We start from the raw sequence: 14,434 nt of genomic DNA, 5'->3' as shown, positions 1-14,434 counted from the left end.
GCGGCGGTCCGGTCCAGCCTACAACCTGGGCAGGTGGATGCTGGTCGTCTGCTGAAGATGGAGGCTGCCACGAGATCCGCGGCGAGAACGGAGAAGCGATGGGGCGTGGGCATAGGACCTCCAGTTCGAGAAAGTGCGGGCAGGAGGGCGCGGCATGTCCCATGGCTGGGGCGCGTTCTCCCGGGCTTTTGTCCCGCCGTGTAACCTCCTCGGAGGTCGCCAACTCTCGGACCAGTCGTTCGCCTATCTCTGGCGAACCGGAACCCTAGTCGGCTATTGCAAATTGTGATGCCGCAGTCCTGGCCAAGGCCGAGGACATTCCTGCATATCTGTTACAAAGCGAGGATCATGCCAGACGCTGAAAAGCACCGCGGCAGCGCACTGGCTGGTCTCGTATGGAAAATAGGTGCGCCGTGCTGGTGCGTGAATATTGATGTGTGCGCACTTTCAGCGCGTCGAATACTCATGGCGCCGTTGAAATGATTTGTAGCGACTGAGCGACGAGTGGAGCGGATTCGGCAATGTCGAGGTTGTCTGATGGGCTGGGGATATCCCCGGCATCGGCAGCCGCCGATGCGCTATTCGCGGTCGAAGGAGGCCGCCTATGATTCGCAAATCCATGCTCATCGCGTTGTTGGGTTTTTCGCTGGCTGGCTGCGCTGTGTATGGCGATAGCCGTTATGGCAACCGCTATTACGAACGTCAGTATTACCCGGGCACCTATGTGGAACGCACCGAGGTCTATGGCGCACCCAGGGTTTACGTCTACGAGGACCGCCGCTACCCACCGCCGGTTTACTACGTACCGGCGCCCCCACCACCGCCTCGGTACTACAGCACACCGGCCTACGACCCGCGTTATTACGGCCGTCACGACCGCAATCGTCCTGACTACCGTCCGGCACCGCCGCCGGGTTGGGAGGGGCAGCGTTATCACTACCAGCAACAGCAGCGGCCGCGCCCGTCACCCCCGCAATGGCAGCCGCGCGAGGCGCCTCAGCGTATCCAGGGCATGCCCATGCGCGAGCGCTGACAGCCCCACCGATGCGCACCCCGGTGCGCATCGGCACGTTCGTCGCCTGTAGTGGCATCTAGCAATTGTTTTTTAGCCTTACGCACCGCACCATGATGGCGTTGCCTGTCTGGAAGCATGGTCGTGCCCATCGGCGGTTCTGGCGTTCTCTCACTTCGTTCTCGCTGGCCTGTGCTGGTGGCGTGGCTGCTCGCCCTGTCGCTGGTGGCGGGCGGGCTGCAGGCGCAGTGGGACTTCCAGCGTATTGCCGCCCGCGCCGAAAAACTCTACGGCCCGCTGGGCGCCGGCAAACCGCGTATAGATGCCTGGCAGCGCCTGCTCGACGAGCAGCGCAATGCTCCCGAGGCCGACCAGCTCAAGGCTGTAAACCGCTTCTTCAATCTGCAACTGCGTTTTCGTGATGACCAGGAAATCTGGGGTGTTGCCGACTACTGGGCGACGCCTGTCGAGGCGCTGATGCGCGGCGCGGCCGATTGTGAAGACTACGCCATCGCCAAGTATTTCAGCCTGCGCGAGCTGGGCGTGCCGCCTGAAAAGCTGCGCATCACCTACGTAAAAGCCGTGCGCCTGAACCAGGCGCACATGGTGTTGACCTATTACCCGACCCCCACCTCGGTACCGCTGGTACTGGATAACCTGATCGATGCCATCGAACCGGCGACCGAACGCCGGGATCTGGTGCCCGTGTATGCCTTCAACGCCGAAGGGCTGTGGGTGCCCGGGCCGGCAGGCGGCAAACAGGTGGGAGACAGCAAGCGCCTTTCGCGCTGGCAGGATTTGTTGAAGAAAATGCGCGCCGAAGGGTTTCCTTAAGGCGTAGCGAGGAGTTGTGCATGTCACTGTTCAAGCAGTTGTGTGTCGCCATCTGCGTGCTGATGCTGGTGAGTTTCGCCGGCAGCGTCGTGGTCAACGTGGAGAGCTCGCGCGAGCAGCAGGTCAACCAGTTGCGCTCCCATGCGCAGGACGCCGCCACGGCGCTGGGCTTGTCGCTTGGCTCGCACCTGGACGACCCGGCGATGCTGGAACTGATGGTCAGCTCGATCTTCGACAGCGGCTATTTCGAGAGCATCCGCGTGATCGGCCCCGACGACAAGGTGCTGGTCGAGCGTTCCGGCCCGAGCCTGGGGCGCGGCGCGCCGCAGTGGTTCGCCGATCTGGTAGACCTGGCGCCGGCCCAGGGCGACGCCATCGTCAGTGACGGCTGGAACCAGGCAGCCCATGTCGAAGTGGTCAGCCATCCTTATTTCGCCATCGCCAAGCTGTGGCAGACCGCCTACGCCACCTTCCTGTGGCTGGCGCTGATCAGCCTGCTGTGCATCGGCCTGGGCGTGCTGCTGCTCAAGCGGCAGCTGCGCCCGCTGGAGTATATGGTCGAGCAGTCCAACGCCATCGCCCGCCGCGAGTTTCTCAGTGCCTCCAAGCTGCCACGCACGCCGGAGTTTCGCCGGGTGGTGGCCGCCATGAACCAGATGGTGGAAAAGCTCAAAACACTGTTCGACGAGGAAGCCTCGCGCAGCGAGAAACTGCACGCCGAAGCCTACCAGGACAGCCTGACCGGGCTGGCCAACCGTCGCTATTTCGACCTCGACCTGGAGGCCCGCCTGACAGGTGAAGAGCGGGCCAGCAGCGGTGTGCTGATGCTGCTGCGGGTTAATGACCTAGCCGGGCTGAACCAGCGTATTGGCGGACAGCGCACCGACCAACTGCTCAAAGCTGTGGCCGAACAACTGCAGCAGGTCAGCCAGGGGCGTTTCCTGCTGGCGCGTAACCGCGGTGGTGAATTCGCCTTGCTGGCTGCCGGTGTCGACCGTCAGGAAGCCGAGCAACTGGCCGAGCAACTGAGCAACGCCTTGCTGTCGCTGCAGCAGACCGGAGCCAGCGACTGCTCACCCGTGGCGCATATCGGTATCACCAGCTTCGCACCAGGGGCGAGCAGCAGCGAGCTCTATAGCGCACTTGATGCCGCGCTGGCTGAAGCGGTCAGCAACAGCCACAGCAATTGGGCGTTCGTCGAGCATCGCCCGCAAGCCGCTGCCCCCGGCGAGCGCAATGACTGGCACCGTCTATTGGACAGCGCACTACTGGAGGGGCGTTTCCTGCAGTACGCGCAGCCGGTGGTCAATGCTGCCGAGCCGACTCAGGTGTTACACAACAAGGTACTGGCGCGTTTGCTCGATGAGCGCGGCGAAACCATTCCCGCCGGCCAGTTTCTGCCGTGGCTGGAGCGCTTTGGCTGGACCGCGCGTCTGGATCTGGTGATGCTTGACGCCTTGCTGGCGCAGCTCGCTAGTCACGACGGCAAGCTGGCGCTGAGCCTGTCCGGCAGCAGCGTGCGTGACGCACGGGTGCTGGAGCAGATCTACGAACGGCTACGCCTGCATCCGGCAGTCGCTGGCCGTCTGATTCTGGAACTGGACGAAGGCCAACTGCCCGGACCTGCCGAGCTTGAGACGATCACCCGAAAGCTGCGCAGCCTGGGTGTCGAGCTGGGTCTGCAGCATTTCGGTGGGCGCTTCAGCATGATCGGTAACCTGGCCAAACTCGGCCTGGCTTACCTGAAGGTCGATGGCAGCTTCATTCGCGGCATCGATCAGGAAGGCGACAAGCGCCTGTTTATCGAGGCCATGCAGCGGGCGGCCAACAGCATCGATCTGCCTTTGATCGCCGAGCGGGTGGAAACCCGTGGGGAGTGGCAAGTACTGCAGGAAATGGGCGTCAGCGGGGTGCAGGGGCGCCTGTTCAGCGAGCCGGCGGCATGGGCCTGATCAGATCAGGCCGCGCTCTTCGTCGTTGATCAAACGGTTCATGCCGCCGAGTGCGTCACGCGCTCGGCTGCGGCCCATCAACTTGCTCTGGGCCGCCTCCGGCAGGTCGGTGATGCGCACCACGCCTTTCTTTATCAGCACGTCGATCAAATCCTCGAGCACGCGGATCATGTCCAGGTCGCTCTGCTTGAGTTGCAGCAGGCTGCTTTCCACGTTCTGATTGGAAAACCAGGCTCGCGCCTCTTCGCTATCGGCCGTCAGCTCGCCGTTCATTCCCTCGAAAGGCTCGGGCTGCACGCGCAGCAGTTCGCCTTCGGCATTACGTTTTATGTAGAACACGGCCTTCTCCGCTAAAACCTGTCTGCTATAGCTTAGGGTCTGTTGACGTTTCGCGCACGGCTCGCGCTAAAACATCAACAGACCCTAACACCCCGCCACAAAAGTGTGGCGGGGCACTGGCCTATCAGGGGTCGACCTTGATCGTGTGGTTGGCGATCAGCGTGTTGATGTCGTAGCTCGGCAGGCTGGCCTGGCCGAGATCGATCTGCACGTCGGCCTTGGCTGCGACTTGCTGGGTGGTGGTGTCGGCGTTGTTGAACTCGCCCTTGGTGCTGATCAGCAGGGTAGAGCTGCCGTTGTCCGTCACCAGCTTCAGGTAGCTGTCCAGGTTGTTGCTGTGATCCTGCAGCAGCGAGCTGAGGTCGATGGTGTCGCCCTCGGCCACGTTGAAGTCCTTGATCACGTCTTTGCCGAAGTCGCCTTTCTGCCAGGCGAAGGTATCGGCACCGGCACCACCGAACAGAATGTCGTCACCTGCACCACCGACCAGCAGGTCGTTGCCGCCCTGACCGTAGAGGATGTCGTTGCCGTTGCCGCCGTACAGCTTGTCCGCGCCGCCGCGGGTATCGCCGGCCACGTTGAAGGTGTCGTGGTTGGCGCGGATATAGTCGTACAGGTCTGCGTTGGTCGGTGCGACGCCGTTCTTCAGCTCCAGGAAGGTCTCCAGGGCTTTCACTCCCGAGCCGTTGTACATGTCGGCGGGTTTGGCCGGGTTGCCATTGAGACCCCAAGGCAGCGCGTCGGTGTTGATCACGTCGCCGAAGATGATGTCGTTGCCATCGCCGCCGAAGATGGTGTCGTTGCCCACGCTCACCGGCACATTGGCGTTGGAGCCACCGTGCAGGGCCACCGATAGCTCATCGGCCGAATTGACGATCTCGACCTTGCCGACCGGCACCTTGGTGTAGTCCACGCGGGTAATATTGTCGATCGACATGGAGGCGCTGTTGAGGTTGAACGACTTGTCGTCAACACTGAACTCCAGGCGATAGGTACCTGCACCGACCACCGAGGTTTCGACGTTCGTCCAGTTGCCGCCAGTGGTTCCGCCGCCCGTTTGTACATCGGTCCAGGCGCCATTTACCAATTGCTGCAGCTTCCAGGTGAGCGAGTCGCCGCTGCCGGTGTCCGTTGTGCCGTAGGCAAACTTCAAGCTGCTGAAGGAGCCGTCCGCAATCGTCAATGTCGGGGTTGCCGCTGTGACAGGCGTGCCGCCCCAGGTATCCCGGATTACCAGCGTGTCGGCGCTGCGGCTTACGGAGCTACCGCCACCTGTTCCGGACGTGTCCCAACTGCCCAGGTTGTTCCAGCCGCTGGTGTTGTTGTTGAAGTTGGCCAGCACGGCTTGCGTGCCATTGGTCAGGTAGGTGGATGCCAGTGTATCCGTGGTGTTGTCGTACAGGCTCAGGTTCTTCTCACTGACCCCCGAACCGATGCCGATGGCCTGCACCGAGCTCTTGCCGGCGAGCACGTTGAAGGTATCGAGCGAGCCCAGCAGTACCTGATCGGTAGTCGCCGAGCCGTTGCCACTGAGCGCAGTGGTATTGCCGTTGTAGTAGTAGGTTGGGTCGCCGTCGGACAGGAAGAACGTCAGGTTCTCGTAACCGGCTGCCTTGGTATGGCCGGCAGTGCTCTGTGCGTCGAACCAGGCGCTCGCTTCCTTGAAGGCGGCCTCGTAGTTGGTGCCGCCACTGGCGGTGAGCTTCTGGATATTCGCCAGCAAGGCGTCGAGGCTTGTGCCACTTTGCAGGTCTTCGACCTTGGCACTGAGGGTTACCTTTTCAGCGAAGCCCACCAGCGTGACGTTGACCACACCATCGTGGCCCGCCAGGGTTTTCACGAAGTTCGACAGCGCAGTCTTGGTCAGGCTCATGCGGTCACCCTGCATGCTGCCTGAGGTGTCGACGAGCAGGGCGATGTTGTAGTTGGTCGCCGGCTGAAGGGTGGTCAGCGTACCGCCGGCATCACCCAGTAGCACATCGTTGCCGGCGCCTCCACGGATGGTGTTGTCGCCGTTGTCGTTGGCGCCGTCGCCAGCCACGTGGATAACATTGGCGGCCTGGTTGACCTTTAGGGTAACGGTCGCCGTGTCGCTGCCGCCTTTGCCATCGCTGATGGTGTACTGGAAGGTGGCGTCGCCGTAGAAGCCCGACTTGGGCGTGAACACGACATTGCCGTTGTTGAGCGTGACCGTGCCGTTGGTGGCGTTCTGAACGCTGGTGATGGAGAGGCTGTCGTTGTTCGGGTCGGTGTCATTGCCGAGCAGGGTGCTGCTGGCGATGGTCAGGCTGTCGCCGGCGTCCATCGTCAGGCTGGAGGTGGTCGGCACGTGGTAGAGCATGTCCGAGTCGACGACCTTGAAGTTGCCTCCCTGGCCTACCTCGACCTTCAGGCGTGCATCGCCGCCCTGATCCCAATAGATGATCTCGATCTGCTGAGGTCCGGCATTGGCAGCGCCGATGGTGAAGGATTTGCCCGTGGCGGTCGCACTCGACTGGATGTTGTTGAATTCGGCGACCACCTGGCCATTGATACGGATACTGTAGCCGTCGTCCGCGGTCACCCGGAACTGGTAAGTACCTGCGGCCAGGTTGATGTAGCCGCTCATCTTGATGATGGCGTCGGAAGTATCACCGGGGTCCGTGGACAGGGCGTTGGCCTTGGCGCCATTACCCGTTGTGGTGTTGACGCCCAGGAAAGCCTGCAGGTTGGTGCCGTTGCCCAGGCCCGTGGCGTTGCTCAGGTTGCCGTAATCCAGCGTCGTGGCATTGAAGGTCGCCGCGGCTTTGTGGGTGTCGATGAACTGGCGAACCTGGCTCAGGTTCGTCAGGTTGGCGCCGTCGTTGCCGGCACCGGTGCCTGTGTCGTTATAGCCGAAGTACTCGGCTTTCAGACCGGTGACCTTGGTGTAGCTGTCGTCCTTCGCATCCGGCGTGCCATCGATGATGCCGCCAGTGGCGCTCTGGCCGCCGATGTCCAGCTTCACCGTCTCCAACGGCTCGCCTACTACGTTGTCGGCAAGGGTCTGCACGGTAACCGAGAAGCTGGTGACACCTGCTGGCACGGTGATCTTGCCGGTGTTGGCATCGTAGGTCACACCGTTGCTGAAGCTCTGAGCGTCCAGCTTGTAATCGACGTTGGCGGTTGCCGTGCCGGTGGCGTTGAAGGACAGCAGGGTCGGCGTCGAACTGGCGTTGCTCAGGGTGACGTTGAATACCAGGTTGTTGCCTTCGACCACATTGTCATCGGCCGTGCCAGGCTGACCGACTTCGATGGTTTTCACCGTCGGAACCGGGTCGTTGTCGATGATGGTCGCAGTACCGACCTTGCCGCCCACATTGAGCGTGAAGGTTTCGGTTGGCTCGTAAACGGTGTCGTTGATAGTCGGTACCGTGACGGTGAAGCTGGTGACGCCAGCCGGAACGGTGACGGTGCCGTTTGCGGCGTTATAGGTCACGCCGTTGCTGAAGCTTTGGTTGGTCAGGGTGCCGTTGTAATCGCTACCGGCAATCGCAGTACCGGCATTCAGGGCAAGACTGAAGGTGGTCGGCGTGCTGCTGGCGTTGGTGAGGTTGACGGTGAAGACGGCGTTATCGCCCTCATCGACCTGGCCGCCGGAGCTGTCGACCGCGGAGCTTACGGTGCTGACGGTTGGAACCGGGTCGTTGTCGATGATGGTTGCCGTACCGACCTTGCCGCCTACATTGAGCGTAAAGGTTTCGGTTGGCTCGTAAACGGTGTCATTGATGGTCGGTACCGTGACCGTGAAGCTGGTGACGCCAGCCGGAACGGTGACGGTTCCATTTGCGGCGTTATAAGTCACGCCATTACTGAAGCTCTGGTTGGTCAGGGTGCCGTTGTAATCACTGCCGGCAGTCGCAGTGCCCGCATTCAGCGCGAGGCTGAAAGTAGTAGCTGTACTGCTGGCGTTGGTGAGATTGACGGTGAAGACGGCGTTGTCGCCTTCGTCCACCTGGCCGCCGGCGTTATCAGCTGCCGAGCTCACAGAGCTTACAGTCGGCGCCGCATCGTTATCGATGATGGTCGCGGTACCGGTCTTCCCGCCGACCGTCAGTGTGAAAGTTTCGGTCTGTTCGAAGACAGTGTCGTCAACTGTCGGCACGGTGACGGTGAAGCTGGTGACGCCAGCCGGAACAGTGACGGTGCCGTTCGCGGCGTTATAAGTCACGCCATTGCTGAAGCTTTGGCTGGTCAGCGTGCCGTTGTAATCACTACCGGCAATCGCAGTACCGGCATTCAGGGCGAGACTGAAGTTGGTCGGCGTGCTGCTGGCGTTGGTGAGGTTGACGGTGAAGACGGCGTTGTCGCCTTCATCGACCTGGCCTCCGCTGCTGTCCACCGCCGAGCTGACGGTGCTGACGGTCGGAACCGGGTCATTGTCGATGATGGTTGCCGTGCCGACCTTGCCGCCCACATTGAGCGTAAAGGTTTCGGTTGGCTCGTAAACGGTGTCATTGATGGTCGGTACCGTGACGGTGAAGCTGGTGACGCCAGCCGGAACGGTTACTGTGCCGTTTGCCGCGTTATAGGTCACACCGTTGCTGAAACTCTGGTTGGTCAATGTGCCGTTGTAATCGCTACCGGCAGTCGCAGTGCCCGCATTCAGCGCGAGGCTGAACGTGGTCGGCGTGCTGCTGGCGTTAGTCAGGTTGACGGTGAAGACGGCGTTGTCGCCTTCATCGACCTGGCCACCGCTGCTGTCCACAGCAGCACTGACGCTGCCGACAGTCGGCGCCGCATCGTTGTCGATGATGGTCGCAGTACCGGTTTTGCCGCCAATGGTAAGGCTGAAGGTTTCAGTGGGCTCGCTGACGGTGTCATCGATGGTCGGCACGGTGACGGTGAAGCTGGTCACGCCGGCTGGAACGGTAACGGTTCCATTTGCGGCGTTATAAGTCACGCCATTACTGAAGCTCTGGTTGGTCAGGGCGCCGTTGTAATCACTGCCAGCAGTGGCAGTACCGGCATTCAGCGCGAGGCTGAAGGTCGTCGGCGTGCTGCTGGCATTGGTGAGGTTGACGGTGAAGACAGCATTGTCGCCTTCATCGACCTGGCCGCCGGCGCTATCAACCGCCGAACTTACAGAACCAACAGTCGGCGCGGCATCGTTGTCGATGATGGTTGCCGTGCCGGTCTTCCCGCCAACGGTAAGGCTAAAGGTCTCAGTAGGCTCACTGACGGTATCGTCAATGGTAGGCACGGTGACGGTAAAGCTGGTTACACCCGCAGGCACGGTTACTGTGCCGTTTGCAGCGTTGTAGGTCACTCCATTGCTGAAGCTCTGGTTGGTAAGCGTTCCGTTATAGTCGCTACCGGCGGTTGCCGTGCCAGCGTTCAGCGACAGGCTGAAGGTGGTTGCCGTGCTGCTGGCGTTGGTGAGGCTGATGGTGAAGACCGCGTTGTCGCCTTCATCTATCTGGCCACCGCTGCTGTCCACAGCAGTACTGACGCTGCCGACAGTCGGCGCCGCATCGTTGTCGATGATGGTCGCTGTGCCGGTTTTTCCGCCGATAGTCAGGCTGAAGGTTTCGGTCGGTTCGAAGATGGTGTCGTTGATGGTCGGCACGGTGACCGTAAAGCTGGTGACGCCGGCCGGAACGGTGACGGTGCCGTTTGCGGCGTTATAGGTCACGCCGTTGCTGAAGCTTTGGTTGGTCAAGGTGCCGTTATAGTCGCTGCCGGCAGTCGCAGTACCCGCATTCAGCGCGAGGCTGAAGGTAGTCGGCGTGCTGCTGGCGTTGGTGAGGTTGACGGTGAAGACGGCGTTGTCGCCTTCATCGACCTGGCCGCCATTGCTGTCCACCGCAGCGCTAACGGTGTTTACGGCAGGCGCCGTATCGTTATCGATGATGGTCGCAGTGCCGGTTTTCCCACCTACGGTCAGGCTGAAGGTTTCAGTTGGCTCGAAAACGGTGTCATTGATGGTCGGCACCGTGACGGTAAAGCTGGTCACGCCCGCCGGTACGGTGACGGTTCCGTTGGCGGCGTTGTAGGTCACGCCGTTGCTGAAGCTCTGGTTGGTCAGCGTGCCGTTGTAGTCACTGCCGGCCGTTGCGGTACCGGCATTGAGCGCGAGGCTGAACGTGGTCGGCGTGCTGCTGGCATTGTTGAGGTTGACGGTAAAGACGGCGTTGTCGCCTTCATCGACCTGGCCGCCAGTGCTATCGACTGCAGCGCTGACGGCATTGATAGCTGGAGCGGCATCATTGTCGAAGATTGTCGCGGTACCGGTCTTGCCGCCAACGGTCAGGCTGAAGCTTTCGGTCGGCTCGAACACGCTGTCGTTGATGGTCGGCACGGTGACCGTGAAGCTGGAAACGCCTGCAGGCACGGTGACGGTTCCGTTGGCGGCGTTGTAGGTCACACCATTGCTGAAGCTTTGGTTGGTCAGCGTACCGTTGTAGTCATTGCCCGCTGTTGCGGTGCCCGCGTTAAGCGCCAGGCTGAAGGTCGTGGTGGTGAGGCTGGCAGTGCTGAGGTTGACGGTGAAGACGGCGCTGTCGCCTTCATCCACCTGGCCCCCGGTGTTGTCCACGGCATTGCTGACCGCACCGATACTCGCAGCCGCGTCGCCCGTCACGTTCACCGTGACCGTGGCTTTGCTGGTTCCACCATTGCCATCGCTGACGGTGTAGCTGAACGAAGCGGGGCCGTAGTAATTGCTTGCGGGTGTGAAAGTGATGGTGCCGTTGTCGTTCAGCGTAACGGTGCCATGCTTGGGATTATCCACGCCGACGATACGCAGGCTGTCACCGTCCGCGTCGCTGTCGTTGGCGAGCAGCGTTGCCTGGGAGATCGTCAAGGCATTGTCGTGCCCGGTGACCAGGGCAGGGTTGGCCTGGGCCGGAGAGTAGTTGCCCAGCGGCTGGTAAGGGCCGCCAGCGAAACTCAGCGTGGGTTGCAGTACGGCCTGACCACCCTGGTCCCAGTAGATGATTTCGATGGTGTGCGCGCCAGGCTCACTGATGGTGAACGAGCCGCTGTTGGTGCTCGGCGACTGGTTGCCATCGAACCTCGAGACGATCACGCCATCGATCGCAATGCTGTAGCCATCGTCCGCCCTGACCTGGAACTGGTAGTTGCCCGCCTGCAGTTGCAAGGTGCCGCTGAGTCTGATGATCGCGTCACTGCTGTTTTCCGGGTCGACGTTCAACGATGCCGCGTCAGAGCCCAGGAATGACTGCAGGTTGTTATTTCCGCCGAGGTCGCCGCCACTCAGGCTGTAATTGATGTTCTTCGCCACGAAGGCGGCATCAGGCGAGTTGGCGGCGATAAAGGCGCGCACCTGAGCCAGGGAGGTCAGGTTCGCCCCATCCAGGTTCGCCCCTTCGTGGTAGGCGTAATATTGGCCGGTGAGACCGGCTGCCATGCCTGGGTCGTTAACCGCGATCGGATCCTGGTTGGCGATGATGGTGACTTTCTGGGTGTCGGTGGAGCCCACGTTACCCGCATCATCGATGACGCGTACCTGATAGGTGTGATCACCCAGCGACAGGGTGCGGCCATCCGCGTAGTCCCAGTTTCCGTTGCTGACGGTCAGGTCCGTCCAGGTGCTGCCGCCGTCCACGCTGATCTGCGCTTTCTCGCCAGCGCCCAGAGGGCCGACCGTACCGCTTACGGTCAGGGTGCTGTCACGGGTGATGAAGTCCCCGGGAGTTCCCGTGTCTTCAGAGATCTTGACGATATCGATTGCCGCTGCAGGCGGTGTGATGTCGACGCGGTAGCTTTCGGTATCCGCGCCAATGCCAACGTTGCCTGCGGCATCGGTGGTTCTGACGCTGGCATCGATGGTGCGATCGCCATCAGCGGCCAGGTCGGCGCCGGGCACGTTGATGCTAAAGCCCAGCGTGCCATTTGGACTGGCAACGACCGAACCGGTGAATTCTTTGCCATTGACGGTCAGGGTGACGGTATCGCCGACCTTGGCATCGCCACCGACAGTGCCGGTGACCGGAATCTGCTGAGTGGACTCAGCGATGTTGATCACGTCATCGGCGGTGATGTTGGCATCGAGGGTGATGGTCGGGACAGGGGCGGTAACGTCGACGCTATAACTTTCGGACGTGGTGCCGGTACCGATATTGCCGGCAGCATCGATGGTGCTGATGCTGGCATTGATGGTTTTGCCGGCATCGGCAACCAGGTCGGCGCCGGGGACATTGATGTTGAAGCCCAGCGTGCCGTTGGTATTGGTTACCAGCCCGGTGAATTGCTTGCCATTGACGGTCAGGGTGACGGTGTCGCCGACCTTGGCATCGCCACCGACAGTGCCGGTGACCGGGATCTGCTGAGTGGACTCAGCGATGTTGATCACGTCATCGGCGGTGATGTTGGCATCGAGGGTGATGGTCGGCACTGGTGCGGTGACGTCGACGCTGTAGCCTTCGCTATCCGTGGCAGTACCAATGTTGCCGGCAGCATCGGTGGTGCTGATGCTGGCATTGATCGTCTTGCCGGCATCGGCGACCAGGTCGGCGCCGGGGACATTGATGTTGAAGCCCAGCGTGCCGTTGGTATTGGTTACCAGCCCGGTGAATTGCTTGCCATTGACGGTCAGGGTGACGGTGTCACCGACCTTGGCATCGCCACCGACAGTACCGGTGACCGGGATCTGCTGAGTGGACTCTGCGATGTTGATCACGTCATCGGCGGTGATGTTGGCATCGAGGGTGATGGTCGGAGCGGGTGCAGTGACGTTGACGCTATAGCCTTCACTGTCCGTGGCAGTACCAGTGTTGCCGGCCGCATCGGTGGTGCTGATGTTGGCGTTGATGATTTTGCCGGCATCGGCGACCAGGTCGGCGCCCGGTACGTTGATGCTGAAGATCTTGTCGGTCTGTACCTGACCAGTAAAGGTCTTGCCATTGACGGTCAAGGTGACAGTGTCACCGACTTTGGCGTCGCCACCGACAGTGCCGGTGACCGGAATCTGCTGAGTTGACTCAGCGATGTTGATCACGTCATCGGCGGTGATGTTGGCATCGAGGCTGATGGTCGGCACCGGCGCGGTGACGTCGACGCTATAGCCTTCGCTGTCCGTGGCAGTACCAATGTTGCCGGCAGCATCGGTGGTGCTGATGCTGGCATTGATCGTCTTGCCGGCATCGGCGACCAGGTCGGAACCTGGGACGTTGATGCTGAAGGTCTTGTCGGTCTGTACCTGACCAGTAAAGGTCTTGCCATTAACGGTCAGGGTGACGGTGTCACCGACCTTGGCATCGCCACCGACAGTACCGGTGACTGGGATCTGCTGAGTGGACTCAGCGATGTTGATCACGTCATCGGCAGTGATGTTGGCATCGAGGCTGATGGTCGGGACTGGGGCAGTGACGTCGACGCTATAGCCTTCGCTGTCCGTGGCAGTACCAATGTTGCCGGCAGCATCGGTGGTGCTAATGCTGGCATTGATCGTCTTGCCGGCGTCGGCGACCAGGTCGGAACCTGGGACGTTGATGCTGAAGGTCTTGTCGGTCTGTACCTGACCAGTAAAGGTCTTGCCATTAACGGTCAGGGTGACGGTGTCACCGACCTTGGCATCGCCACCGACAGTACCGGTGACCGGAATCTGCTGAGTGGACTCTGCGATGTTGATCACGTCATCGGCAGTGATGTTGGCATCGAGGGTGATGGTCGGAGCGGGTGGCGTTGTATCGATAGCACCGGTGTCAGTGGCCGAGCCAGTATTGCCGGCTGGGTCAGTGACCTTGGCGTCGACCGAGTACGGGCCTTCAACCAAGCCAGCCGGTACATCAGCAGAGTAAGTGCCGCCAGCCACGACCGTAGCAGTGGTGGTCAGCACGGTCGTGCCCTGCGTGATGGTCAGTGTCACGGTGCTGCCGACCGGAGCATCGGTGGTGCCGACGATAGTCGGGGTGGTGTCGTTGGTAATGGCTGGAGCATCGACAGTGATCTGCGGAGCCGTGGTGTCGATAGCGCCGCTGTCAGTAGCCGAACCGGTGTTGCCAGCCGCGTCGGTGACTTTGGCATCGACCGAGTACGGACCTTCAGCCAGCGGCTGAGTCAGCTCGACGCTGTAGGTGCCACCCGCCAGAACCGGTGTGGTGACGGTAAAGGTGTTGGCACCCTGAGTAATGGTCAGCGTCACGATGCTGCCGACTGGCGCATCGGTGGTGCCGACGATGGTCGGGGTGGTGTCGTTGGTAATGGCTGGAGCATCGACAGTGATCTGCGGAGCCGTGGTGTCGATAGCGCCGCTGTCAGTGGCCGAACCAGTATTGCCGGCTGGGTCAGTGACTTTGGCATCGACCGAGTACGG

5 protein-coding genes and 1 riboswitch are annotated in these 14,434 nt (G+C 61.3%); of the genes, 3 read left to right on the top strand and 2 right to left on the bottom strand.

Going from position 1 to position 14,434, the window contains the following annotated elements; genetic code table 11:
• Positions 1-175: 175 nt before the first annotated feature.
• A riboswitch (guanidine-I (ykkC/yxkD leader) is annotated at positions 176-280 on the bottom strand.
• A 324-nt stretch (positions 281-604) separates the two neighbouring features.
• From BM279_RS10570 to lapD, 3 genes are all read left to right on the top strand, one after another.
• Complete coding sequence (locus BM279_RS10570; RefSeq protein WP_093503558.1) at positions 605-1,033, top strand: hypothetical protein; 429 nt, start codon at positions 605-607, stop codon at positions 1,031-1,033.
• A gap of 117 nt (positions 1,034-1,150) precedes the next feature.
• Complete coding sequence (gene lapG, locus BM279_RS10565) at positions 1,151-1,846, top strand: cysteine protease LapG (RefSeq protein WP_244154154.1); 696 nt, start codon at positions 1,151-1,153, stop codon at positions 1,844-1,846.
• A gap of 20 nt (positions 1,847-1,866) precedes the next feature.
• Positions 1,867-3,798, top strand: a complete 1,932-nt coding sequence (gene lapD, locus BM279_RS10560; protein WP_093503556.1) for a cyclic di-GMP receptor LapD — start codon at positions 1,867-1,869, stop codon at positions 3,796-3,798.
• On the opposite strand, the gene BM279_RS10555 is transcribed toward lapD, so the two are convergent.
• Positions 3,799-4,137, bottom strand: coding sequence for a hypothetical protein (locus BM279_RS10555; RefSeq protein ID WP_013792353.1), 339 nt, complete (start codon positions 4,135-4,137; stop codon positions 3,799-3,801). It abuts the gene before it with no gap.
• 124 nt (positions 4,138-4,261) lie between these two features.
• Positions 4,262-14,365 carry an Ig-like domain-containing protein gene (locus BM279_RS10550; protein WP_279626499.1) on the bottom strand — a complete coding sequence of 3,368 codons (10,104 nt, stop codon included), beginning with the start codon at positions 14,363-14,365 and terminating at the stop codon, positions 4,262-4,264.
• Positions 14,366-14,434 lie beyond the last annotated feature (69 nt).

Origin of the sequence: Phytopseudomonas straminea, assembly GCF_900112645.1 — a bacterium.
Taxonomy (GTDB): Bacteria; Pseudomonadota; Gammaproteobacteria; order Pseudomonadales; family Pseudomonadaceae; genus Aquipseudomonas; species Aquipseudomonas straminea.
Note: the sequence above shows the minus strand (reverse complement) of the source record. Positions and strands in the feature narration are given on the sequence as shown.

What these genes read in the sequence shown, in the direction of transcription:
- lapG (WP_244154154.1), top strand. Translation starts at nt 1,151, where the DNA reads ATGGTCGTGCCCATCGGCGGTTCTGGCGTTCTCTCACTTCGTTCTCGC.
- BM279_RS10570 (WP_093503558.1), top strand. Translation starts at nt 605, where the DNA reads ATGATTCGCAAATCCATGCTCATCGCGTTGTTGGGTTTTTCGCTGGCT.
- lapD (WP_093503556.1), top strand. Translation starts at nt 1,867, where the DNA reads ATGTCACTGTTCAAGCAGTTGTGTGTCGCCATCTGCGTGCTGATGCTG.